The 23,727-nt window shown below is 54.2% G+C and carries 28 protein-coding genes and 1 pseudogene; 10 read left to right on the top strand and 19 right to left on the bottom strand.

Features of this window, described 5'->3' with window-relative positions:
• Positions 1-66 precede the first annotated feature (66 nt).
• From ACX9GU_RS20860 to ACX9GU_RS20880, 5 genes are all read right to left on the bottom strand, one after another.
• Positions 67-996, bottom strand: coding sequence for a DUF1177 domain-containing protein (locus ACX9GU_RS20860; RefSeq protein WP_473192764.1), 930 nt, complete (start codon positions 994-996; stop codon positions 67-69).
• Between the two features lie 60 nt (positions 997-1,056).
• Entirely contained in the window at positions 1,057-2,625 is a 1,569-nt protein-coding gene (locus tag ACX9GU_RS20865) for an OPT/YSL family transporter (RefSeq protein ID WP_473192765.1), read from the bottom strand.
• A 213-nt stretch (positions 2,626-2,838) separates the two neighbouring features.
• Positions 2,839-3,612 carry an IclR family transcriptional regulator gene (locus ACX9GU_RS20870; RefSeq protein ID WP_473192766.1) on the bottom strand — a complete coding sequence of 258 codons (774 nt, stop codon included), beginning with the start codon at positions 3,610-3,612 and terminating at the stop codon, positions 2,839-2,841.
• Positions 3,613-4,018: 406 nt separating this feature from the next.
• On the bottom strand, positions 4,019-4,213 hold the full coding sequence (locus ACX9GU_RS20875; RefSeq protein ID WP_024483900.1) for a YaiA family protein: 195 nt from the start codon (positions 4,211-4,213) through the stop codon (positions 4,019-4,021).
• Positions 4,214-4,271: 58 nt separating this feature from the next.
• Positions 4,272-4,661, bottom strand: a complete 390-nt coding sequence (locus ACX9GU_RS20880) for a nuclear transport factor 2 family protein (RefSeq protein ID WP_473192767.1) — start codon at positions 4,659-4,661, stop codon at positions 4,272-4,274.
• A 98-nt stretch (positions 4,662-4,759) separates the two neighbouring features.
• On the opposite strand from ACX9GU_RS20880, the gene ACX9GU_RS20885 reads away from it, so the two are divergent.
• Complete coding sequence (locus tag ACX9GU_RS20885; protein ID WP_473195226.1) at positions 4,760-5,482, top strand: AraC family transcriptional regulator; 723 nt, start codon at positions 4,760-4,762, stop codon at positions 5,480-5,482.
• A 104-nt stretch (positions 5,483-5,586) separates the two neighbouring features.
• On the opposite strand, the gene aroL is transcribed toward ACX9GU_RS20885, so the two are convergent.
• Both aroL and ACX9GU_RS20895 read right to left on the bottom strand, forming a co-directional pair.
• Positions 5,587-6,111 (bottom strand): shikimate kinase AroL, encoded by a 525-nt coding sequence (aroL, locus tag ACX9GU_RS20890; protein WP_021805524.1) that lies wholly within the window; start codon positions 6,109-6,111, stop codon positions 5,587-5,589.
• A 119-nt stretch (positions 6,112-6,230) separates the two neighbouring features.
• The gene (locus ACX9GU_RS20895; protein WP_473192768.1) at positions 6,231-6,749 is read right to left on the bottom strand and encodes a GNAT family N-acetyltransferase; all 519 of its coding nucleotides are present in this window, start codon (positions 6,747-6,749) and stop codon (positions 6,231-6,233) included.
• Between the two features lie 229 nt (positions 6,750-6,978).
• Between ACX9GU_RS20895 and ACX9GU_RS20900 the strand changes: the two genes are divergently transcribed.
• Positions 6,979-7,440, top strand: a complete 462-nt coding sequence (locus tag ACX9GU_RS20900; RefSeq protein WP_021180230.1) for a GNAT family N-acetyltransferase — start codon at positions 6,979-6,981, stop codon at positions 7,438-7,440.
• Here the strand turns inward: ACX9GU_RS20900 and ACX9GU_RS20905 are convergent.
• From ACX9GU_RS20905 to ACX9GU_RS20915, 3 genes and pseudogenes are all read right to left on the bottom strand, one after another.
• Positions 7,441-7,997 (bottom strand): annotated as a pseudogene (locus ACX9GU_RS20905) (class I SAM-dependent methyltransferase). It lies immediately after the preceding gene.
• Positions 7,998-8,368: 371 nt separating this feature from the next.
• Positions 8,369-8,650: a YdgH/BhsA/McbA family protein gene (locus ACX9GU_RS20910; protein ID WP_473192769.1), complete on the bottom strand. Its 282-nt coding sequence runs from the start codon at positions 8,648-8,650 to the stop codon at positions 8,369-8,371.
• A 335-nt stretch (positions 8,651-8,985) separates the two neighbouring features.
• Positions 8,986-10,347 (bottom strand): esterase-like activity of phytase family protein, encoded by a 1,362-nt coding sequence (locus ACX9GU_RS20915; RefSeq protein WP_473192770.1) that lies wholly within the window; start codon positions 10,345-10,347, stop codon positions 8,986-8,988.
• A gap of 427 nt (positions 10,348-10,774) precedes the next feature.
• Between ACX9GU_RS20915 and aqpZ the strand changes: the two genes are divergently transcribed.
• The gene (gene aqpZ / locus ACX9GU_RS20920) at positions 10,775-11,470 is read left to right on the top strand and encodes an aquaporin Z (RefSeq protein ID WP_473192771.1); all 696 of its coding nucleotides are present in this window, start codon (positions 10,775-10,777) and stop codon (positions 11,468-11,470) included.
• A gap of 42 nt (positions 11,471-11,512) precedes the next feature.
• On the opposite strand, the gene ACX9GU_RS20925 is transcribed toward aqpZ, so the two are convergent.
• On the bottom strand, positions 11,513-12,283 hold the full coding sequence (locus ACX9GU_RS20925; protein WP_473192772.1) for a class I SAM-dependent methyltransferase: 771 nt from the start codon (positions 12,281-12,283) through the stop codon (positions 11,513-11,515).
• 119 nt (positions 12,284-12,402) lie between these two features.
• Between ACX9GU_RS20925 and ACX9GU_RS20930 the strand changes: the two genes are divergently transcribed.
• Complete coding sequence (locus ACX9GU_RS20930) at positions 12,403-13,188, top strand: helix-turn-helix transcriptional regulator (RefSeq protein WP_473192773.1); 786 nt, start codon at positions 12,403-12,405, stop codon at positions 13,186-13,188.
• Positions 13,189-13,222: 34 nt separating this feature from the next.
• On the opposite strand, the gene ACX9GU_RS20935 is transcribed toward ACX9GU_RS20930, so the two are convergent.
• The 3 genes from ACX9GU_RS20935 to ACX9GU_RS20945 form a co-directional block, all read right to left on the bottom strand.
• Positions 13,223-13,477: an ABC transporter ATP-binding protein gene (locus tag ACX9GU_RS20935; protein WP_473192774.1), complete on the bottom strand. Its 255-nt coding sequence runs from the start codon at positions 13,475-13,477 to the stop codon at positions 13,223-13,225.
• A 178-nt stretch (positions 13,478-13,655) separates the two neighbouring features.
• A complete protein-coding gene (gene ycaC, locus ACX9GU_RS20940) occupies positions 13,656-14,282 on the bottom strand; it encodes an isochorismate family cysteine hydrolase YcaC (protein WP_473192775.1) in 627 nt (208 codons plus the stop codon).
• Between the two features lie 114 nt (positions 14,283-14,396).
• Positions 14,397-15,284: a pirin family protein gene (locus ACX9GU_RS20945; protein WP_473192776.1), complete on the bottom strand. Its 888-nt coding sequence runs from the start codon at positions 15,282-15,284 to the stop codon at positions 14,397-14,399.
• A 125-nt stretch (positions 15,285-15,409) separates the two neighbouring features.
• Here ACX9GU_RS20945 and ACX9GU_RS20950 point away from each other — a divergent pair, with 125 nt between their 5' ends.
• Positions 15,410-16,318, top strand: coding sequence for a LysR family transcriptional regulator (locus ACX9GU_RS20950; protein WP_473192777.1), 909 nt, complete (start codon positions 15,410-15,412; stop codon positions 16,316-16,318).
• On the opposite strand, the gene ACX9GU_RS20955 is transcribed toward ACX9GU_RS20950, so the two are convergent.
• A complete protein-coding gene (locus ACX9GU_RS20955) occupies positions 16,319-16,702 on the bottom strand; it encodes a VOC family protein (RefSeq protein WP_473192778.1) in 384 nt (127 codons plus the stop codon). It abuts the gene before it with no gap.
• A gap of 2 nt (positions 16,703-16,704) precedes the next feature.
• The gene (locus tag ACX9GU_RS20960; RefSeq protein WP_473192779.1) at positions 16,705-17,487 is read right to left on the bottom strand and encodes a DeoR/GlpR family DNA-binding transcription regulator; all 783 of its coding nucleotides are present in this window, start codon (positions 17,485-17,487) and stop codon (positions 16,705-16,707) included.
• 197 nt (positions 17,488-17,684) lie between these two features.
• On the opposite strand from ACX9GU_RS20960, the gene ACX9GU_RS20965 reads away from it, so the two are divergent.
• Complete coding sequence (locus tag ACX9GU_RS20965) at positions 17,685-18,290, top strand: hypothetical protein (RefSeq protein ID WP_473192780.1); 606 nt, start codon at positions 17,685-17,687, stop codon at positions 18,288-18,290.
• 15 nt (positions 18,291-18,305) lie between these two features.
• Here ACX9GU_RS20965 and ACX9GU_RS20970 read toward each other — a convergent pair whose 3' ends face one another.
• The 3 genes from ACX9GU_RS20970 to pagP all read right to left on the bottom strand — a co-directional run bounded on the left by ACX9GU_RS20970 (position 18,306) and on the right by pagP (position 19,826).
• Positions 18,306-18,566, bottom strand: coding sequence for a putative hemolysin (locus ACX9GU_RS20970; RefSeq protein ID WP_473192781.1), 261 nt, complete (start codon positions 18,564-18,566; stop codon positions 18,306-18,308).
• Between the two features lie 51 nt (positions 18,567-18,617).
• A complete protein-coding gene (locus tag ACX9GU_RS20975; protein ID WP_473192782.1) occupies positions 18,618-19,109 on the bottom strand; it encodes a YjjA family protein in 492 nt (163 codons plus the stop codon).
• A gap of 129 nt (positions 19,110-19,238) precedes the next feature.
• Positions 19,239-19,826 (bottom strand): lipid IV(A) palmitoyltransferase PagP, encoded by a 588-nt coding sequence (gene pagP / locus ACX9GU_RS20980; protein ID WP_473192783.1) that lies wholly within the window; start codon positions 19,824-19,826, stop codon positions 19,239-19,241.
• Between the two features lie 257 nt (positions 19,827-20,083).
• On the opposite strand from pagP, the gene ACX9GU_RS20985 reads away from it, so the two are divergent.
• The 4 genes from ACX9GU_RS20985 (at position 20,084) to tehB (ending at position 23,642) form a co-directional block, all read left to right on the top strand.
• Positions 20,084-20,791: a DUF554 domain-containing protein gene (locus tag ACX9GU_RS20985; RefSeq protein ID WP_071683057.1), complete on the top strand. Its 708-nt coding sequence runs from the start codon at positions 20,084-20,086 to the stop codon at positions 20,789-20,791.
• Positions 20,792-20,867: 76 nt separating this feature from the next.
• The gene (locus ACX9GU_RS20990) at positions 20,868-21,065 is read left to right on the top strand and encodes a hypothetical protein (protein WP_473192784.1); all 198 of its coding nucleotides are present in this window, start codon (positions 20,868-20,870) and stop codon (positions 21,063-21,065) included.
• A 115-nt stretch (positions 21,066-21,180) separates the two neighbouring features.
• On the top strand, positions 21,181-22,860 hold the full coding sequence (locus ACX9GU_RS20995; RefSeq protein WP_473192785.1) for an alpha-keto acid decarboxylase family protein: 1,680 nt from the start codon (positions 21,181-21,183) through the stop codon (positions 22,858-22,860).
• A gap of 179 nt (positions 22,861-23,039) precedes the next feature.
• Positions 23,040-23,642 carry a tellurite resistance methyltransferase TehB gene (gene tehB, locus ACX9GU_RS21000; RefSeq protein ID WP_021180248.1) on the top strand — a complete coding sequence of 201 codons (603 nt, stop codon included), beginning with the start codon at positions 23,040-23,042 and terminating at the stop codon, positions 23,640-23,642.
• Positions 23,643-23,727: the final 85 nt, after the last annotated feature.

Genomic DNA, 23,727 nt, shown 5'->3' on the forward strand with positions numbered 1-23,727 from the left:
CAAACAATGAGTTCGCCGGCCAGCGTTCGGCGTTCTGCTGCTCATTCAGTCTGGCAAACATCACGGTTATTTCCGCTGTTGAAAATGGCTCAGGCTGCCATAAAGCGCCAGCAGACGGTCATATTCAGCAGGATCGTAGAAGCTGCAGGTACCACGCCCAAACTCTTTGGCCACTTCCACGGCAAATTTCACCGCCAGCGCGATATCCACTTCATGGCTGGCACCGGTGCCACAGCCCGGCACTACCGACTCAGTACAGATTGCCACACCTACTACAGGCGCTGCCGTAGCGGTTGAGGGTTGCAGGATACTGTTGAGGTGATGAACGCCATTACCATAGGGCGTAATGTCCTGCATGGTGATCGGGAAGGTCACTGCCGGACGGCCACTGGTCATTTCCATGATACGCAAAAGGTCTTCCGACACCCGCAGGATATAACCCTGTTTCACCGTCGGTGACAGCGCATAGCCCTTGTGATTAATAATGCGATTGCCCTTGGTGGTATCGATCGACAAAATGGCATCGGCTTGCGGTACCACTTCGTTATCATTCATCGTGACGTCATCGATGGGTGAATCCATAAAATCGACCGGATCGTGTGGGCGCGTGGGAGCGTTCGGGCAAATATGCGTAGTGATCACCACGTCACCAGGCAGAACGTCACCTTTGCGCTGCATTTCTGCCAGCTTTAGCGCACTGGCGATCGCCGCAATCGCCCCATCACCGTCTGACACCAATCCGATGCGCGTGGGCCGAGCTCCAATGCCGCCCAACCGGCCAATAATTCCCAACGTTGGCGCATCACCACCGGATTGCTTGCCTGCACTGCCAGGGATCTCGATGCGGACAAAGTCCGTGGTGCCCTTCTCACCGCTGACACGATGAGTGCTGGCCTTGACCGCCGGGTAGTGGGCAAACAGATCGACCACGTCCTGCCCTTTGACATAGGCATTATCAATCAGCTCAAAGACCTGCAGCGTTTGTTGCAAACTCATGTTATTCCCTCGCAAATGTTGCCTGATAGGTTTATGCCTCCCGCAATTGCAGGCACGGCGTTATTTTCCCTTGCTGGAAAAGATCGAGTTGAAGAAGTTGTATAGCGCATCACCGGCAATAAACCCGGCGGCCATGATCTCCATCGGCGCTCGGCCTTTATCCCCCCAGCGTTTGATGATCAGAATGCGCAGCGCGATACCGGCAAGCACCGCCCATCCTGCCAAGGCATTATTAATCAGCAAACCTGTCGCAAGCAGCACGCCGAGCTGGCGTTTAGGCCCCCCAATAAACTGCACTATCGCGCCTGGTATGGCCCAAATCAGCAGGCTGGACGCAATACCGGGCTGGGCTCCTGCCTCAATGGTTTTGGCGTATACCCGGGCCACCGGTGGGATCAACTCCTGCAGGAAATAGCTGGTGTAAGAGAGATAAACCACGGGAATGGCGATCACAAAAGCAATCATGGCGGCAATCAGCTGAATACGCCGCCCCAGCAGTTCCTGCTGTAAATCCTTACCGTAACCTCTCAGGATAAAACCGGCTTTCAGGTCAAAGCCCATATCGGCAAACGCCGGCCCGGTCGCTGCGGTAAAACCGGTGAGAATGCACAGCGCCAGAGGAGGGAAACCAAGCATGATCCCAACGATCAGCGTGATCAGCGCCACCGCAAACGCCGGAAACCAGCCGGAATGCATCGCCGCAATGCCGACGATCAGTTCATGTACAAAGGCAGCAAACGCGGCATAGATGACAAACAGCACCAACATGGTCAGCGACATTTCGCTGTATAACCCGCCCCCCAAAGCCAGCATCCCGGCAATCACGACATATCCGATAGCCCCCAGACCCAGGGCTTTGCGTACTTCGCTGTCAGGTTGGGTATAGGTAGAGGTCGAACTTTGATTTTTGTTGCGGATCACCTGCACCACCTGGATCAATGCCACCAGCCCGGCACCGACCATCACGCCATGCGGAATATAGTGCGCATTGATGTCGACACCGGTCAGCGGCTGGCCATAAGCACGCAGCAGCAGGCCAACACCGAACATGCTCAGCGCCCAGATATTGCCAATAAATGCGGTACCGAAGGCCGCCATAGGGATCTTCAACATGGAGCCTGCAATCCCCACAACAACGCCGACAACCAGCAACCAGGCCTGTTTACCACCACGGTCACCGGCCTTGATAGCCTCCGCCGCCGCGACTCCCGGGGGCCAGGCATTGGCCGCCGGGAACACTTTGGTGTCAAACATCCGGTACAGCAGGTAAGCATCCAGCAGCATCGCCGCCGCTACGCCGCAAAACATCGGCAGGATCAATTGCGGTTGTCCCATGACATAAGGCACGGCAATCGGCATCAGCAGGCTATTGGCCGCCCCGAAGGTGGCTGAGGAAATTACCGTTTGGGCCAGATTCTGAGTGTGTATCGAACGATAGCGTTGAAACATGCGCAGCGGGATCCGCGCCAGCAGCATGGCGATCAGCGCACCGATAATCGAAGTATTAGGCGTCACGCCCAAGGTGGTGATCAACTGTACGCCAATTATCGCCCCGACGACGGATAACAGCACCATCACCAGTAACGTACCGATATCTTTCAATGGATTACTCGTTATATCTGGTTTCATAAATCCACCCAGTGAATATCCCTGCTAAATGGCAAAAATAATATTTCGGACACAGATTGCCGATAGAGTTCCATTATTCGAAACTCTACGCAGTGAAATTAATTATTTAGTGCCTGCCTTGGCCGCATTAATGGTAGGACGACTCTCTCTACCATTAACTAATCAGCGATATGCCCTGGTGTTGGCGCGCTAATCAAGCCGGTTTACGGTGAGCTATTTGATCTGTTGCCAATAGTCATCACCGAGTTTTTCTGCCAGTTGCCGGGAAACCGTCATTAATGCCTCAAGCACCTGGGGAGAATAAGGCTGCTCCTCGGTCTGTGAGGGGAAAGAGAGACATAACCCCACCGTCTCACTACGATGCTTATTTATCACCGAGGTTGCCAATGAACTGATACCCGGCAGTGTTTCATTACGGGCCAATGACCAGCCCTGCTGCCGGATGGTTGCCAACTTTTGCAGCAACGCCTCCAGCGTTTTGGGAGAGTTTGCCGAAGCGGCCTGGTAGCCAGCAGCAAAACGCTCACGCACCTGCTCATCACTCTCGCGCGCAAGTATCGCGCGCCCCACAGAGGTTTCTGCCGCTGGCGAACTGGCCCCCACCGGTGTCACCACCTGCAAAAAATGGCGGCCAGGCAGCGTACGCATCACCCAGTTCTCTCGCCCCTCCAACACCGATATATATCCGGTACAGAAGGTTAACTGATTAAGCTGCATCATCGCCGCTGTGGCACTTTCCACCAGCGGAGTAGAAAGATAATGGCTGGCTACCCCAAGCAGCAGATAGCCAATATGATACTGACGGCTTTGCGGATCCCGCTCTAACAGCCCCTGGCTTTCCATTGTTTGTAGCAGGCGCGATACGGTGCTTTTTGGCAGACTCAACCTTTCGACGACATCAGTAAAAGAAATCCCCCCTTGGCCATGCGTTATCTGCCGTTGAGGAAATAGTTTTAATACCGCAGCCGCATTTTCCAAGGTAGTCATGGCTCGCCTTGTTCCACTATATGGAACCCAGTTCCCAATCGATATTTAGCAACCTAAAACCCACGCCACTTATCGTCAAGCTGTTTATTTTTATCACACGGCGAAATTACAGCGAATGATGCTTTAATATTGAAAATACTGCACAGATCGCAAAGTCATTTTCCGAGATAGTTGGCATATGTCCGTCTTACAGCGCCAATATCAGCATAAGATACCAATATTCACCCAGTCATCAGCGCGGCGGATGCCGTTATTAAAAGATTGCGCAAGATATAAATGGTGAGAGAAGTCTCGAACAGAGTGATGAGGATGGACCCAAAGGCGGGGAAAAACCGATCATGGATAGTACAACGCAGTTGAAAAAATGAAGCCGGTTAATACCGGCCACTTGTTGTTACACCGCTGGCTATTCGCCCAGGTTTTCATCCTCGTAACGCCGCTTGGCGTCTAGCGCTTCCCGCTCGGTTTCGTGCTCGCTGATCAGCGTATCGGGTTTGGGGTGATCGGCCCGTAGCTCATACCAACGAACCTGCTTGCCCACTTCGCCCTTGTCTACGGCCTTGATACGCGCCGTTCTCGGGTAGGGAGGTTTACTCGGCATAGTGCTCTCCAATGTGATGACCTGCGGTTAAGTATAGACAACCACACGGAAATGCCAGTTATCGGCGCGACCCCAAATCCCGATCCTGATGTTCACCGGCCAACAACTGCGTCAATTCAACACAGGATTGGATCTGGCCATCACGCACGGTGAAATGAGCCAACACCCTAATCTGGCTCTGGCTGCCATCACGTTTTTCAATATTCACCACATGATGGGTGAAGACATTTTCCCCAGCAGCGGCGATGGCGAGGATCTGAAGCTGCATGCTGCAGGTGATCTGTTTAAGCAAGGCCATATGCTGGATAAACTGCGGGTAATCTAGCGTATGACCATCCACCGTCTGGTGATAGTGGCGGCTGAACAGATTGGCAATCAGCTCGGGCTGGTGTTCAGGGTTAGCTACAATTTGCTGTAAAGCCGTAAGGACAAGGGTTTGGTGGATCATGCTGTTTTCTCCGGTGTGATTGCGTCCGAAGAGCATAAAGGCAATCAGCAATGGCATAATAACCGTATCAAGATATTCAATAACGCTAATCGGCCAACCTGATGAAACTGCACAGCGAACGTTTGTTGCACGCTAAAAAACACCTGACGCCCTGGCATCAGCATCAACAGGGGCAGGTCTATCTGTTGAGCCACGGCATGATGATGTTGGAAACCGCGGGGCAGCAGTGGGCAATGACCGCCGGCAACCTTGGCTGGCTGCCGCCCCACTGCCCTCATCAGGCACTGGCCTGCGGCAAGGTGATCGGTTGGATCCTCTATTTACCCGAGAGCTGCTGCAACACACTGGCGGCAACGCCACGCCTGACCGCCGCCAACGCCTTAAGCTCGGCGTTGGTTGAACGCATTGCACAGTTTTCTGCGCCGCTCGACATGGCGCAACAACGTTTGGTAGAGGTTCTGCTTGATGAGATGCGAAGCGAGGAGGCCGAACCGCTGCAATTACCGCTGCCACAAGATGCCCGGTTGCTGAAGATTGCCTATGGCTTATTGAACGATCCTGCCAATGCTCGCCAACAAAGTGAATGGGCTGCATGGGCGGGCTTAAGCCCCCGCACCCTTAGCCGACGCTTTATGCAGGAAACCGGCATGAGTTTTTCCCGCTGGCGTCAGCAAGCCAGGGTGATCCGTTCGTTGGAGGCGCTATCGGCCGGTATGCCCGTTGCTAACGTCGCCAACGAATGTGGCTATGACAACGTCAGCGCCTATATTGCCGCCTTCCGTCAGCGATTTGGCATAACGCCAGGGCTCTATTTTGCTTAGCGGCATAAGGCTAAGCGGGCGCAGCATGCGGCGCCCCTACAGCACATAGCGAGTTGGTTGGGATTGATCAGTGGGATCGTGGCACAAGATGTGCACTGGGAAAGTTACTTCACCGCCTCGCCTTGCAAGACCGCCAAGATTTGCTCGACTACCTGCTGGGGATTAGCGGTGCCATCCATAACATGGTGCGCGGCCTCCTGATAGAGAGCCTCACGTACCGCCAGCACTTCCAGCATTTCTTCGGCGATAGGGCGGCCAGTGAGCGTTGGGCGTTGCCCCTCTTCCGGAAACTCTGCCAGCCGTTGCGCCAATACGCTGGCTGGGGCACGCAGGTAGATCACCGTGCCATGCTGGCGCATAAAACGCCGGTTCTCTTCGGCCAGGATCGCCCCGCCGCCAGTGGCAACTATGGTTGACGGTTGGGTCACCGCTTGCAGGGTCTGGGTCTCGCGCTGACGAAAACCCTGCCAACCCACCTGTGCGACCATTTCCGCTACGTTCATTTGCGTGGTTTGCTGCATAAACAGATCGGTATCGATAAACCGATAGCCCAGCGCCTGCGCCAATGCACTGCCGACCGTGGTTTTACCTGCTCCACGAGCTCCTACCATAAAAATGGCTTGTGTCATTACGGGTTGTCCCTTTTGCGGTAACTGAATGCATTAGATTGCCTGCGAACCTGCCCGCAGGTCGATCGAGCGTTGGCGTTGTAACTGCATCATACCGCCCTGAATCTGTATTTCAATCTTTACGATAGTGTAAATTCCATAGCACAGCGGCTATGGGCAGCAAACCCATGCTCTACCTCCTGCGCCAGAAGATGCTGTAGATACGCATCCAACCGTGCAACAGGAATGGCGCGAAAGCCAAGGCGCTGGTAATAAGGTGCATTCCATGCCACTTGCACGAAAGTGGTTAGCGTTAACCGTTGGATGCCTTGGTGCAAGGCCAGCCCGGCAATCTCTTCGATCAGGCGCTTGCCCACGCCTTGCCGCTGCCAATCGGCCGCAACCGAAAGCTCGGCGATATGCCAGCTGTGCGCAAAGGGCCGCACCGCGATAAAACCGGCGATCTGCTCAGTTGGGCTAGCCATCACCCACTCCCGCTGCTGAGCAATAAAGTCGACGTGCTGCTGCGGGCTCATCACCTCGCCTTCAGCAATAAACTGTAACTCTGGCTGCTGGCGAAACAGCTGGGCGGCGGAACGTTCAACCGCGACCAACTGTGGGATATCCTGCGGTTGTGCCAAGCGTAGCTTCAGGCTCATGTCTGGCTCCTGGTTAGCGGCCGGCTATTTAAACAGATTTTGCCGCAGGCAGAAATCACCAATAGCGCCATAAAGTGCTATATGATAATGACTCTCATTTAAATATTCAATCAACAGCAAAGATACGGCTTCCTCTTCCCTGAACAACCCCTGCAGATAAAAAACCAAAAGCAGTCGCCACGCTGCGGCCTTGCAGGCTAAATTGGTATCACAACACCGGGGGATAAATATGGCTCAACAGATTGTTACGCTGACAGACTACCCACACTTTGCCGACGTCTGTGCCGCTTGGGCATTCGGCCAATGGGGTTCACAACGAGGCGGCACGTTAGAACGTACCCGCCAACGCTTTGCTTTGTGCAGCAAACCCAGCGAGGATTTCCTGACGCTGCTGCTGATTGATGGCGAGCGCCCACTGGGGATGGCCAGCCTGTGGCCAAGTGACGACCATCATCGCATGGATCTCTCCCCCTGGTTGGCCGGTGTCTTCGTGCACCCGGATCATCGGCGACAGGGTATTGCCCAGCGCCTGGAGCAGGCGATCGTCAGCGCGGCACAACAGCGCGGCCATCCCGTTCTGCATCTGATCACCGATCACAGCGAGGCGTTGTATGCCGGTTGGGGCTGGCAAACTATTGAACGCCGCCAACAATATGGCGACGAAGTGGTGGTGATGGAAAAGCGGCTGTGATCAGCGCGGGGTACACACATATACCAACGCAGGGGGGAAGTTACGCACCTCCAGCCGCCGCTGCCAATGAAAATAGCGCGAGAGCAGCTTTTCCGAAAGATGGCTGTATTGGAACAGCACCAACGTACCGTTGTTGGCCCGTAAACGCTGTTGCGCCTGCTGCAAGATACGCACTCTTATCCTGAGCGGCATCGACAGCAGCGGCAGGCAGGAAAAAATAGCGTCGTAATCACGCTCCAGTCTTTCTGCCGAATAGGCCATCACCCGCAGGCGGCCATCATTAATCTGTTGCAGCTTATGGACGAAGCTGGTCTGAATTTCATAGGCATCCAGTTGAGCATCGGCCCGCATGCGGCCCAGGATCCGTTTGGTCAGCACACCGTCCGCCGCCCCAAGCTCGGCCACCGTCAAGGCTTGCGTCCACTCGATCTGGTGCAGCATCGCCTGGCATAGCCATTGGGAGGAAGGTGCCAATGTGCCCACGGTTCGGGGGAGACCATAAACTGCTGAAGGTAGGAAAAGTGATGCTTTAGTTGCAGCCGTGTCGCATTTAACATTGAGGCCTCCATGGTATGAGTTCCCCAATTTGGACTGAATTTCTTAAGGTTTCATTAACCCCATTCTGAAAACTGCCCTGATAGTTGTAATCAAATGCGACAGGGCATCATAAAATAAAAACCCAAAAGGCTGCGATAATAATCAATCAATAAATCAGGTTAGCTTTACTGGTCAGATTATTATCCGCAGCCGTCTATACCCGTCGCCTTTCAAGCTGCAGCGTTGTTACCTACACTTACACACCCCAGTCACTTACTAAACGTAAGCTCCTGGGGATGAGTAAGTTTGTCGCCTAGCTGCAGCTTGAAATTCATAGGGTAATTTATATTGGCCAACCTAATTGGCTACTCAGCTATTTATCGTGAATTAATTAACGATAAACTTCAGCAGTACCGCGCCAATCGCTGGAATCCCCTGGAGTATCCAGGCCAATGATTCGATAGTGCGTTGCACCGTCTTGAGTCGCTTTTTGTTTCAACGCATGAATAGCGTCATCCGGTGAGCCGCTGATACCGGAAACCGACACCACGCCGATGCTCTGCATGCTACTGGCTTGAGCGCTATCAACCTGTTTGGCGCCCATGGTTGCGGCCATGGTGGAGAATGAAGCGGTGGCGATCAGTGCTGCTGCGATGTAGGGTAATAGTTTCATGATTGACTCCGTTATTTTCATTTGAACTCGTTCTCAGTGAGGTTAATTATGAGTTAACCATTGAAAACAGACGTCATCCAATGTAAAGAAGCTCAATCATTGTGAGCAAAATAAGGAGAAAGTGAGAGTGGGTATTTCCTGGTAGCGCATAACTTTATTTATAGCGCAAATTTTACGCTCTATTTGAAAAAATTAATAATGATATTTAGTCAACTGAGATAACCCGGTTTATTTTAAAGCAATTTTCCTTCTCCCTGCCCCCGCTCAACGGATAATTGGGCCAAACCTGGCCCAATTATCCGGCAGACATTCCTCTATCGACTTGCTGCATCCGTTCAGCGCAATGGCTCTGGCAGGGTTAACACCCACAGTTCGCTCAAGGACTCTGGCGGTGCCAATGGACGCAATTCAATCGTCGTGTTTACCGGTTTACCTGCCAAACTCAGCTTCCCTTGCTGATCCAGCTGATAGTCACCAATCTTCTTCCCTTCAGGCTCGGCGTTGACCAGCTTGGCCTGCAAACCAAAATCGTTGTCGTTAATCACCGCCAGTGTGCGGTTGTCGATCAGCGCCAATCCTTCTACCTTCTCCTGCTGCCAACCCAGTTTACGCAGATCGACCACTTCACGTTTCTGGGCCAGCTTCACCCCGCGCTTGGCCAGTTCGCTGGCATCAGCAAATTCCAACGCCTTACCCTGGCCGTCGAACGACGTCAGATCGCTGGCTTGGCTGAGATCAACCAGATAGATCTTGTTCATCATCTGTTTGTCTTTGTCACTGCCCTGTTCGATCAGCAGGATATGTTGATTATCGACCGCCACGATATCGCCAATCTTGGCATCTTTGGCTTTCTGGTAATGGGTGATATCGATCGGATAACCATACATGGCCGTTTTACCACTGGCAGGGTCAAAGCTGACCAAACGGGTAAACTGCGCCTGGTTTTTGCTCTTGCCATCGATATCCAGCGTGCTCTGCACCGCGGCCAGGATCCGCCCATCCGGCAACCGGGTTACGCCTTCAAAACCCCGGTTCGGTTGACGCCATTTAATGATGTTTGGCAGACCGCTGGCAACCGCCTGCTCACCCGCTAACGGCGTTGGGCCATATTTCGCCAGGATCTTACCCTGGCCATCGATATGGATCAGGAAGGGGCCATATTCATCACTCAGCCAATAGCCTCCCTTGCCGTCTGGCGTGATCCCTTCGGTATCCAACCCGCGTTTGTCACTCGGCAGCGGCTTGAGCGTATCCGTCAATGCCACCTCATTAGTTGAGCCAATCAGGTTGCCAGGCAGCGGCAAGCCGCTAATAGGGCCTTTATCATCCTGCAGAGGACGGGCTTGGGTGGCTATAGCCTTACCGCCACCAATACGGATTTCCATCAATAGGGGAACAAAAGCCGGGTTGGCAAAAATCTTGGCCTCCTGTTTGCCGACTGCTGGCGCATCGGCGTTCGGGCCACGATCGGTCACGGTGGTCAGCAGTAGATCCCCCCCTTCCTGGCCATTAAATACCAGCCCGGAACCAATCCCCACCGGTAGCCCATTGGGAAACTGGCTGGCAAAAGCGCCGGAATAGCCCACGCGATCCCCATCAGGAAAGCTGACGTTGTAACGAGCAACGCCAATATCGGCAGCATGGGACAACAGCGGTAATACAGAGGCCAACAACACGCCAAGCGGTCTGATTCTCATAGCATTAACTCTTTGTAAGGGAAAGTAACAGGCTGAAAGCCTAACCACCGATGGTGACACTTTTATGACGACAGAGGCTAAATTAGCAGATAACAAATAGAAATAAGCAATCAACCCATCATTTTTGAGTGATAAAAACCAATTGAAAAAATAAGAACTTGCCTATAAGAAAAATAAAACTGGGAATTAATCCTATACAAAATAAGATAATTACCCATTACCAAGATAAAAAAACAACATAAAGAAGGATAATTTCTTAAAATCGTCGTTTTCACATAGACAAAATAAAAAGTTAGGGCTTTAATACCGGCCGTAATCGAAGGTGTGCGCAAAAATTTATGTTTTAGACCACTACAATATTAAAAAGGTGCTCTATAGTTTTTAGTGCTAACACCCGTTAGTTTGTTCCCCCAGCAGGATGGAATCTATGTCAAAGCGACTTTTTGCCGAATTTTTCGGTACTTTTTGGTTGGTGTTCGGTGGTTGTGGTAGCGCAGTGCTGGCCGCAGCGTTTCCTCAATTAGGTATTGGTTTTGCTGGTGTGGCTTTAGCGTTCGGCCTTACCGTGGTAACCATGGCCTATGCTGTCGGCCATATTTCTGGTGGGCATTTTAACCCAGCGGTCACAATGGGATTATTTGCAGGCGGCCGTTTCCCTGCCAAAGATGTTATTCCCTATGTAGTTTCCCAGGTGATTGGTGGTATTGCCGCCGCCGCGGTGCTTTATTTAGTTGCCAGCGGTAAAACCGGCTTTGATGCAACTACCAGCGGTTTTGCTTCTAACGGCTACGGCGATCATTCACCGGGTGACTATTCTTTGCAGGCCGCCATCGTTATTGAATTGGTACTGACCGCATTCTTCTTGATTGTTATCCATGGTGCGACCGATAAACGAGCACCGGCAGGCTTTGCGCCTTTGGCCATCGGCCTGGCGTTGACACTGATCCACCTGATCAGTATTCCTGTTACCAATACCTCAGTTAACCCGGCACGTAGTACCGCCGTGGCAATCTTCCAGGGTACCTGGGCGTTGCAACAGCTGTGGGTATTCTGGCTGGTACCGCTGATCGGCGGTGTTATCGGTAGTTTGATCTACCGTTACCTGTTAGAAGACAAGAAGTAAGCATGGATTTTCAGGGCAGCCCGCAACGGCTGCCCTGAAATTTTACCCTTTCACCGCTTCGAACATCATGATGTCACTGGTAAATGAGCCGTCGGCCTGAATCGCAAAGTGTTGGCTAACATCTTCTGCTACCCCCTGCTGTAACGCACGGATCGCCGTGACAAAATGTTCAGGCGTTCGCATCCGCGCCACCCAACTGCTGAACTCCAGATCCAAACGATCGGTCGTGACTTCCCGCACCAACAACCCAGACTCGGTCAACATGCTCAGCCACTCACCTGGTGCATAGTTGCGCACGTGTGAAGTATCCCGCAGCACTTCGACCGTTTGCAGATAGATATCCAATAAAGGATGCCCCGGGGAAACCACATCCATAAAGATGGCTCGCCCGCCTGGTTTCAATACCCGTTTAACTTCACGCAGTGCCCGACCCACATCGTGCCAATGGTGTGCCGAGTAGCGGCTGATCACCACGTCAAAGCTGGCATCATCAAAGGGTAACGACTCCGCTACGCCCTGCTGCAGCTGAATATTGTCCAATCCTTTTTCCTGCGCCGCGTTGCCGACCACCGTCAGCATCTGCGCCGACAGATCGTACGCCACCACCTGCCCGACATGGGCTGCAGCGGTAAAGCTGGCGTGCCCTGCCCCACACCCCAGATCGAGCAAGCGGGCATCGGTACTCCCTGCCAACAGCTTGGCCAGGCGTTGCAGGTCTTTCCCTTGCGCATGTACCGCACTGGTCAGGTAGGCATTGGCCTGTTCGCCAAACTGGCGGTCGACCGCATTTTTATGGCTGTTGCTGATGCTCATAGCTGCTCCCATTATTATCTGGCTTACGCCGGTGCCGAGATGGCTGGTAATGACTATAATCAAGCTGCTATACGGGTACAATATGAGCAGTTATCCTAGTATAAACAGGTACCACCCTAATGGAATCAGACACAATATCCAGCCAGAAAGCCCTAGGTGCCTTTTTGCGTGCGCACCGCGAGCGGATCACGCCAGAAATGCTGGGCCTGCCCACCGCAACACGCCGCCGCACCAGTGGTTTGCGCCGTGAAGAGCTGGCACAAATCAGCGGCATCAGCGCCACCTGGTATACCTGGATAGAACAGGGGCGCGAGGTGTCGATTTCCCCCTATACGCTGGCTCGCATCGCCACGGCGTTACGGCTGGGCCATGCCGAGCGGCACTACCTGTTCACCCTGGCACATATCACCGATCCTGAAAAAGAACAGCCGCAGGAAACGGTTAATGCCGCCGTGCTGCAAAGCGTGCATCAAATAACCGTGCCCTGTTATCTGCTCAATCTCACCTGGAATATGGTGGCCTGGAACCCACAGGCGGAGGAGCTGTTCTGCGATTGGCTCAAGCAGGCAAAAACCCCCAACCTGCTGCACTTTATGTTTTTTCACCCTCAGGCGAAGGTGCTGGTCAGTGACTGGGAAAATCGGGCTCGACGAGTGGTGGCCGAGTTTCGTGCCGAAACCAGCCATCATCAGGGAACGGAAGAGATACGCGCCTTTGTGCGCAATATGACCCACAACAGCGAAGCTTTTCACCATTGGTGGAAGCAGCAGGACGTGATGGCCCGTGAAGGCGGTGAACGCACCTTCAGCCACCCACAGCAGGGGGAGCGGCATTTTCAGCAGGTCACGTTCTACCCGGCGGAGCACAGCGGGTTGAAGTTGGTTATGTTAATGCCGTTATGCTAGCCCGCTAAAAAATTATTGCGCCTGGCAAACCGCGTTAGGGGGTTTGGTCACTGCCAATCTTCGCCAGTACCTGGCGGTAGGCTTTGACTTTCTGGCGTTTCTTCAGCCAGGTGGTGGTTGAAACAACAAAAATGGCGCCGGACATGGCCAATACGCCGGTGGGATGGCCATAAAACGCCATTAGAGCAAAGTAAGCGGCTGAAACAATTGCCACCCATTTCGCCGAGTTGCCGACGGCATTTTTTTCTAGACTCAACCGACGGAGTGCTTCTTCTTCACTGATTCCCATACGCGCTCCTTGTGAAATTAACACTCCATTATATGTGGAAATACCGCTGAATTTTCAATCGGTTTCTCAGTAAAGAAGCGTAAATTTCAATACGTTGCCCGTTGAGCAAAGAGAGGGGATGGGATTGAAGGGAAGTTTTATTGGAACAGGGCGCAGCCTGGTAGCTGCGCCACACCGATCACTTGCCTGAGGTCAACGCACTGTAGCTGGTCATCAGGTTGCGATAATCTGGAATATGGTTGGCAAATAGCGTCCCCAAGCCTTCGATATCATTACGCCAGTCACGGTGCAATTCGCAAGCCACGCCGAACCAGGTCACTAACTGCGCCCCTTCGGCTTCCATGCGGCTCCATGCGGATTGCCGCGTCAACTCGTTAAAGGTGCCAGAGGCATCGGTCACCACAAAGACCTCAAAGCCTTCAGCCAGTGCCGACAATGCCGGGAACGCCACGCAGACCTCCGTCACTACGCCAGCAATAATCAACTGTTTGCGGCCTGTGGCTTTAACCGCCTTAACAAAGTCTTCATTGTCCCAGGCGTTAATCTGACCAGGACGTGCGATATAAGGCGCATCGGGGAACTGGGTCTTTAACTCGGGCACCAAAGGACCATTGGGGCCAGTTTCAAAACTGGTGGTCAGGATTGTCGGCAGATTGAAGTATTTCGCCAGGTCACCCAGAGCCAATACGTTGTTCTTGAAACGATCGGGATCGATATCGCGTACCAGTGATAGCAGCCCAGCTTGATGATCCACCAGCAGCACGGCGGCCTGGTCTTTATCGAGACGCTTGTAATTTGCTGTCATGTTACAACTCCTTCCTAAGGGTAAGATCGGCCCGACGAATAAGGCCACGATACAGAGGTTGTCTTTAAGTAGGTGCCCGATACGGAGAACGTTTCCCGTACCGGGACACAGAGGTTATTGATTGCTGCCTGCGGTAATCAGTGGCATCGCGCCAAACTGACCGCTGTTGAAATCACGGAAAGCCTGTTGGATCTCCGCCTCGCTGTTCATCACGAAGGGGCCATAACCGACGATGGGCTCATCGATAGGCTCACCACTCAGCACCAGCAAGCTGACGTCACCATTTGCCTCAAGGGTGATGGAGTCGCCAGCGCGATCCAGCAGCACCATTTGCGTTTCCCGCACAATCTGCTCGCCGTTAACCAGAATCGCCCCGTGCAGCATGACCACGGCCAGCGTATGCCCTTCTTCCACCTGCAAGGTGGTGGTATGCCCGGCGTTCAGCTTCATATCCCACACGTTGATCGGGCTGAAGGTACGCGCTGGGCCAGCATGACCGCCGTAGTTCCCGGCAATCACCCTGACCTGCCCGGCGTTATCCGCCAGAGGCACGACAGGAATATCCTGGTTCAGCAAAGTCTGGTAACCCGGCGCCGCCATTTTGTCTTTGGCTGGCAGGTTGACCCACAGTTGCACCATTTCTATGGTGCCCCCTTTCTGCGAAAAGTCTTTGGAATGAAACTCTTCGTGCAAGATGCCCGACGCTGCCGTCATCCACTGCACATCGCCAGGGCCGATCACCCCACCGCTGCCGGTGGAATCGCGATGCTCTACTTCGCCCTGATAGACGATAGTGACCGTTTCAAACCCGCGATGGGGATGCTGCCCCACGCCACGTCGGCCACTGTGCGAACGGAATTTGGTTGGCGCAGCGTGATCCAGCAGCAGGAACGGGCTCATCTCTGCGCCCAGTTCGTTATATGAGAACAGGGAATTCACCAGAAAACCGTTGCCGACCCAGTGAGCTTCCGGGCTGTTATAAACACCAAGGATCTTTTTCATCTTAAACTCCTGTTACAGGCCTCGCGGCCTAACGTTGATGACAGAAGTTTAGTCCAAGGCGATTTGCCGCAGTAGTCGGCAAGATATACACTCAGTGTTCTATCAATAGAACGATAAGGGCACCGATGCAGACAGACCTGAACGATCTGTATTTCTTCGCCAGCGTGGTAGACCATCAGGGATTTGCCCCGGCAGGACGTGCGCTGGGCATTCCCAAATCGAAGCTCAGCCGCCGCGTGGCGCAGTTGGAAGAACGGCTCGGCGTACGCCTGATCCAGCGTTCAACCCGGCGTTTCTCGGTGACCGATTTAGGGCAAAGCTATTATGTGCACTGCAAGGCGATGCTGGTTGAGGCCGAAGCGGCACAGCAGGCGATCGAACAGACCCGGGCGGAGCCTTGCGGCACGGTACGCATGTCTTGCCCGGTGGCGATGTTGCATACGCGTATCGGTAGCATGGTGGCCAGGTTTATGGCGGATTATCCACGGGTGACCGTACATCTGGAGGCGACCAACCGCCGGGTCGATGTGGTGGGTGAAGGGTTGGATCTGGCGGTTCGCGTCAGGCCACCGCCGTTAGAAGACAGTGACCTGGTATTGAAAATCCTGGCTCAGCGCAGCTGGTGCATCGCAGCCAGCCCGGCATTGGTACGCACCTTCGGCGCTATCGATTCACCTGCTGGGTTACAGAACTACCCAACGCTCGATCTCGGCCCGGCCAGAACGCAGCATCAATGGCAACTCAGCGGCCCGGAGGGGCAGACGTTCCAGTGGGAGCATCAGCCCAGACTGGTCACCGACGATATGCTGATGCTGCGTACCGCGGCGATTGCCGGGGCCGGAATTGTTCAACTACCGACCATGATGATGCACGACGAGATCCTGCGGGGCGATCTGGTGCAGCTGTTGCCCGGCTGGCAACCTCAGGGCGGCGTGATCCACATTGTCTATCCCTCACGCCGTGGCATGCTGCCAGCGGTACGGCTGCTGATAGATTTTCTGGCTCAGCAGTTCGCCACCCTGGAGGAAGCGTGATCAGGCGGTGATTTCGATTGCGTTGCCGTCTGGATCGCGAATGATGGCCTCATAAAAACCATCACCGGTCCAGCGCGGTGCCGCCTGCAAAATCCCTTCTTGCCTGGCCCGCAGTGCCAGTTCATCCACCAACGCCTCGCTACCGAGCGACAGCGCAATATGGGCCCAACCTACGCGTTCCTCCCCTTTCCCCCCCGGCAACAGGCCAGGAACGCACATGATCTCCAGCGCGGGACCATCCGCCAGTTGAACAAAACGCGAGGTAAAGCCAGGGCGATTCTTGCTCACATACTCCTCCCCCGCTACGCCATTGAAATAACGCTGCCAGAAGCCGACCTGAGTCTCAATATCCTGTGTCCATAGGGCAACATGGGCGATTTTCATCTTCACTCTCCATCATCTGCGGGAATATACAGCACGTTGCCACCGCTGAGAGTGACCTGCTGTTCGAGTTGCGCATGGCCGCCACGGGCAATCACCAGATAATCGACCTGGCTGGCGGGCATTAGCGTATAAGGCGCGTAGGTATTGAACTTGTCACGGGTACACAGCACCGCGACGTTGCCAGCACGAGCCAGCATCTGCTTCTTGAACTGCGCCTCCTGATAGCGCAGCGCGGTAAAGCCACTGTCGGGATCGTAAGCACAGACGCCGGTGAAGGCGATGTCGAAACGAAACGAGGCAATCTCGGCCAATGCCTTGGCATCGACGCTGCCGCCGATTTCTGCATCCACCTCACCGCCAATCATAATGGTGCGGATCCCGGGGCGTTCCAGCAGGCGGCTGGCCACGCTTAGCGCATTGGTCACCACGGTGAGTTGCCGATCGCGGGGCAGCAGATCGGCCAGATAAAGGTAGGTGCTGCCCGCATCAAGAAAGATCACCTGCCCGGTCTGGATCAAAGACAAGGCTGCCTGGGCCAGCCGAAGTTTTTCATCGCCGCTAATCTCAACCCGCTCAGCCATATAGCCACCAGCAGGCGTGAGCGCCAACGCCCCACCATAGATCCGTTTGCACAGGTTTTGCGCCGCCAGTTGGCGCAGATCGCGGCGGATGGTGGCCTCGGTGGTATGCAGCTGCGCCGCCATTTCGATCGCCAGCACTCGCCCCTGCTGTTGCAAGGTGGCAAGAATGGCCTGGTGGCGCTCATTGGGCAGCAGTTTTGACATTCTGAAGGTCCGGCGAAGTGACAATGAACACAAATGTATACAAACGAACACAAACGTACAATGGTTTTCTATAAAAAGCGCTTTTGGCGATTTTCGCCGTCAGGATGTTGGCTATACTGGAAAAAGTTACGTTAACGCAGATGTAACGCTCTGATTAAACACATTGAAAGGCAAGTTGCGGCTTGAAAGGAAAAACAATGCTATTGAGAGTTGCAAGCTGGCTGTTTCAACTGCCGGGCAGGCTATTGGCACCGATCTTCCGCAATAGACTGACCCTGTTGATCTTCTTTATGCTGGTTGCAGCCGGGGTTTTGCTGGCTAAACGCCACTTGAGTGAAGGTGTACAGGAGGAGAGTTTTACCCTTGCCGCACCACAGAATTACGTGATCCAGCGGGAAGCCCCGTTACGAGAGGCTCGCCAACACTGCGTTGGGCCGTTGCCAGACAATCAGGGCAGCCCATGGCCCGCTTCGGCAGGTTATCTGCATGAGCCAGATTGGCAAGCAGGCAGCAAATTGCAGACGTTGGCGCTGGATAATCAGCACAATGAATTTGCCGTGTTGGTCAAACTGGAGAACGCCAGCAAGCAACTGCTGGCCGAGGTGTTCCTCCCCGCCGCCAGCAGCTTTAATATCAAGCTGGAGCCCAACGGCCGCTATGTGATGAGGGTGAAAAACATCCACAGCGGTTGTAGCTTCCGTACGACCCTCTCAGTGGCAGATCGGCCCGATGGCAGGCTGCCATTAACCTTTTCAGAGGAGGGGCCAGGCCAATATCATCCAATCAGTGATAGGGAGTTCTAGCACCGTCCTACCGGGTTATTTTTTCGCTGGATGGTCGCGGCGGAACAGCTCCCAGCTGTCGATCTCTTGCCCATCAGGCAAGGTGCAGGTGGAGTACTGACCCTGAGCATTCTGTTTGGGGTTAAGCTTGCCGCCAATCTGGCTGCAATACACATCTGCCGGATTCGCCATGCCAATCACCTTTGGCGGCGCAGGCGCATCATCATTGGTTTTCACCGTACACCCCTGTAACAAAGCCACACTAGCGAAAAGAGAAAGTATCAGCATCTTGTTCATTGAGATTATCTTCACCGTGAGTTGAATAGGAGCATCGCTGCCCCCGGGGGATCAGGAAATAAAGGACATGCCCTGTTTCAGCACCAGATCGCAGGCTTTCTGTTTCACCTTCTCGGTGATTTGCGAGGTGCCAAGGCTATTGAGATCCAGCGCCTTACCCTTGCCGGTGTTCAACAGGCCACCCAGCCCTTGCTGATAATCTTCACTGTTGGCATTGGCCGTGCTGGTGATGCCCAGTTTATTCAGCAGTTGGTCTTTCACCGCTTCGGTGCCGTTCGCCGATAGGACGTTATTCTGCACGCAGTACTGCAAGATCCCTGCGGCGTTGGTCATGCTGGAGGAGCTCAATGCTTTATCACCGCCGTTGAGTAATCCACTCAGCGAAGACAGCGACATACCACCGTTGCTGGTGCTGCCACCCGATTTGCTCAGTTCTGTGGCGGCACTGCTGAGGGAGTCCATCAACCCGGCGGCCTGGGCACTGCCCGTAGCCATTACCGTGGTTAAGCTCAGGGCCAACAATAAGCGATGTTTGGTATTCATAACGGCAAGACTCCTGTTTAACTGCAAAATGACGGCGCAATTAACACCACGCTTAGCTCGGACGCCGTGCCAACCGACAAGTTCCGTTTATTCGGGCTGCCGCGCATTTTTCAGAATTTCGGCAAGTCATCAGAACTGCCAGCGTAACCAGGCAAAGAACACGTTACCGTTGTTGTAGGTACCCGGAATATAGGTGGCCTGGAAGGTCAGTTGCTTATAGCCGATCGAGGCCAACGGCAGCGGCGCGGGGATCGGGATATATTTCCAGTTGTCACGAGCGGTCACGCTGGCGGTAAACCCCAGCCCCAGACGGAAATCCTCCCCTTCAATCGGCCGCCAGATCTTCTCATAGGCATAACCGCCGATTGGCTCCCACTTGTTGTAGGAATCCTTGAACGCCATCAGGTAGATCCCGTGCCAATCGCCATCGGCATCAAAACGCGAGATACCATAGCCAGCCCCCCAAGGGCGCTCGTTGTACTCGTCGGTCTTTTCCTTGTCGTAGGTCCAGCGGTTATGCCAGGTGATCGCCGGGAGATAGAACTCTTTATTAGGCGAGTTGTTCCAGGTTTCCGCCACGTTGCCGGTAAAGCGCCCCCACCAGCCCTGTTCTTCAACATGCGCATTGCTATTTTCCGCACCAACCTCGGCGTATGAGGGCACTGCAGGAAATATCAACGCCAACGCCCCGGCCAACAAGATCCTTTTAACCACCATTTCGCAACTCCTGTAAAAATAAAGCCGGGGATTCTTACCGATCGTCCTATCCTGAGCAAGCCGTATATCACTAGCCTGATGCTTTTATCGCCCCTCGTTGAGAGACTGTTAAGTTTGGTGCTCAACGGCGCGCCATTGGCGTACGCGCACACGTTATGCGCCTGTACACGCGTTGTCTGTCAGAAAACTCCGGTTATCCTGCTTGCACCTCAACGACTTATGGAGGAACCTTAGGTTTTATTTGCCGAGGGATAGGTATGGTTATTGGTCCATTTATTAATGGTGCAGCAATATTGGCCGGTGGCATTGCAGGGGCAATGTTGGGTCATAGGCTGCCGGAGCGGGTGCGCCTGGCATTGCCAATGACCTTTGGCATTACCTCGATGGGGATGGGCGTAGTGCTAATCGGCAAGGTAGCGCATATGCCAGTGATGGTATTGGCACTGGTGCTGGGAGCACTGCTTGGCGAGCTTTGTTACATCGAACGGGGCATCAGCCGCATCGCAGGCTGGGCCCGTAATCTGATGTCCCCCAAAGGCGCTGTCAGAGAGGACCAGAAAGAGTTTCTGGAGGCATATGTCGCCATTATCGTGCTGTTTTGTGCCAGCGGCACCGGCATCTTTGGCTCGATGCACGAAGGGATGACCGGGGATGCCAGCGTGCTGATCGCCAAATCTTTCCTCGATCTGTTCACCGCGCTGATTTTTGCTTCCACGCTTGGCCTGGCCGTGGCGCTGATCGCCGTCCCGCAGTTGGTCATCCAGTTAGCGCTGGCGTTTGGCGCCGTGTTCATTTTGCCGCTGACCACACCGGCGATGCAGGCCGATTTCTCTGCCGTTGGCGGATTAATGATGTTGGCCACCGGCTTGCGCATCTGCGGCATCAAGCTGTTCCCGGTAGCCAATATGCTGCCAGCATTGGTGTTGGCGATGCCGATTTCGGCGGCCTGGATTATGTTCTTCTGAGCGCCACTCTCCCACTCTAAATTATCTTCCTCCTGGCGTAGCGAAAAATTGACGCCCAGCCAGGAGAGAAGTGGAGATGGCGGAAAGTACCCGTCTGGCGTTTTCCTTCTGCCCTTGCCGCAATTTCCAGCAACCATCAATGCAAGAAAAGTACCGCTCCCTGCGAAAACCGCTGTTGCTACCCCTTTTGGGTCGTAAACTCCTTGATACGATAGGCAATCCTTCCCCTAATCCCGCTCAACTTGAACAAGCCGCCACTTTCACCAACTGTTAATGCTGACGCCCTACAAGCGACTCGCATTTTCAACGATTAACCGCGCGACATCGCCAGCCGTTCCCTGCTGCGCACGGTTAAATAACAATAAATTGACGTGAATGTGGAGCAATCAATGAGGATCACCATAGGTTCATTCATCCTGCAACAGCTGCGTGCCCTGAAAGTGGATCGCATCTACGGCGTGCCCGGCGATTACAACCTGGCGCTACTGGAAACCATCGAGCATGACCAAGAGTGCGAATTCATTGGCAACTGTAACGAGCTGAACGCCGCTTATGCCGCCGATGGCTATGCCCGCCTCAAAGGCGCTGGGGCGCTGATCACCACCTATGGCGTGGGCGATCTGGCGGCCCTTTCCGGCATCGCCGGAGCCTATGCGGAATCGGCCCCGGTGATTTGCATTGCAGGTACGCCACCGCTGCACGCCATGCAGGGCAATGCGCTGCTGCACCACTCCCTGGCAGACGGCAATTTTGACAACGTGATGAACTGTTTCCGGCAGTTTACCGTGGCGCAGGCGCTCATCACCCCGGAAAATGCCGCAACGGAGATCCCGCGGGTCATCGCCTGCGCTTGGCAACGTAAGAAGCCGGTTTACCTGCAACTCCCCTCAGACATTTGTGAAGTGGAAATTGAGGTTGCCGATAACCCCGCCCCATATCGCTTGCCAAGCAGCGATGCCAGCCATCTTCAGCTTGCCAGCGCAGCCCTGCTCGAACGGATTAGCCGTGCTAAACGGCCAATCATCCTGATCGATCAGATGGTCGAACGGTATCAACTTCAAACGCAGGTGTTAGCGCTGGCGGATAAATTCGCCATCCCGTTAACCAATATGCCCACGGCAAAATGTGCGATCTCAGAGAACACGCCGGGCTGGCAAGGCGGCTACAACGGCGATCTGTCTCGCCCCGAGTTGTTTGAGCTGATGGCCGAGTCAGACTGCATCCTCAGCTTTGGCGTACGCCTGGTGGATTCCACCACCGGTTATTTCAGCCAGCAGATCCCAGAGCAGTCGGTGGTGGATATTCAGCCTTTTTCGCTGAAGCTGGATAACCTCTCCTATCCGGCGGTAACGGCAAGCGAGCTGCTGCAAGCTCTACTGGAGAAAGCTCCTGCCACCAGCCTGCCGCCGCTGAAGCCACTATCCGGACCGCAGCAAAAACTGGCGACGCCAAGCAGCGAACCGCTCGATCAGGACTATTTCTGGCAGCGGATACGGCGTTTTATTCAGGCGGATGACGTGCTGGTCGTCGAAAATGGCACCTCTGGCGCAGCGATCGGCGGCATGCGGATGCCAAACGGCGTTACCGTGGTCAACCAACCGATTTGGGGATCGATCGGCTATACCTTACCGGCGTTGCTCGGTACGATGATGGCCGCGCCCCAACGGCGGCAGTTGCTGTTTATTGGTGATGGCTCCTTCCAGCTCACCGCCCAGGAACTCTCAACGCTGTTACGCCATGAGCAAAAGCCGATCGTCTTTCTTATTAATAACGACGGTTACACCATTGAGCGCTATATCCTTGGCGAAACGTCATCTTACAACGATATTGGCTCGTGGGATTACGCCAAACTCCCGGCGGTGCTAAGCCCGCAGACCCAGGCGTTTTGCGTCGCGGTCGAAACCAGCCAACAGCTGGAGATGGCGCTGGAACAGGCTTCGCGTCAGGACCAGTTGGCGTTTATCGAGGTGAAATTGCCGAGGATGGATTCCCCACCGGCGATGAAAGAGTTCTGCCGCCGCTGCAACAGCTTTAACTTTGGGCTGCACAACCCAAGGCGCATTGCTTAAGGCTTACCAGCCCCTCACCCCAGCCCTCTCCCGATGTATAGTCCAGAGCTCTAATGAACACTGGTGTGGGGAGAGGGAGCGAGTCTGGAGCCGCAGTCAGGTATACTGTGATCCTCTCAACGGCTAGGCAAAAGGCCATTAAAGATGTATTTTACATGCATCAAATATAGAGGAACAGCATGATGGATCAGCAGACCCCCCTGCCAGAAAACTACTACACCCAAAAATACTCCCTGACGGCCACCCATTCCGAAGTCCTTGAGGCAGCCAAACTGATCGCGCCCGGCAAAACGCTGGATCTGGGCTGCGGCAGCGGCCGCAATGCGCTGTATCTCAACCTGAAAGGTTTTGATGTTACCGCCTGGGACAAAAATGCCGCGTCAATCGCCGCGATAAACCAGATCATAGCTACCGAGCAGCTTGCACACATCAGCGCCAGCGAGCAGGATCTCAATACTCATCGCTTTAGCGGCCAGTACGACTTTATTCTGTCTACCGTGGTGTTTATGTTCCTGGATCGCCAGCAGATCCCACACATCGTGCGCAATATGCAAGACAGCACGGTCAAAGGAGGCTACAACCTGATCGTCGCGGCCATGGATACGCCAGATTATCCCTGCACGGTGCCTTTCTCATTCACCTTCAAACCGGATGAGTTAGCAGACTATTATCAGGATTGGGACATCATCAAATATAACGAGAACCCCGGCGAGCTGCACCGCGTAGATGCCGAGGGCAACCGCATCAAACTGCGTTTCGCTACCTTGCTGGCGCGTAAATAGCCCGCAAGTGTCACGCAGTACAAACCCATTGTCAGGCAGATGAAAACCGCGTTGGGCATAACGCTATAGACTGTTAAGGGTAACG

The sequence above is a fragment of the Serratia sp. K1WW1 genome (genome assembly GCF_055790865.1).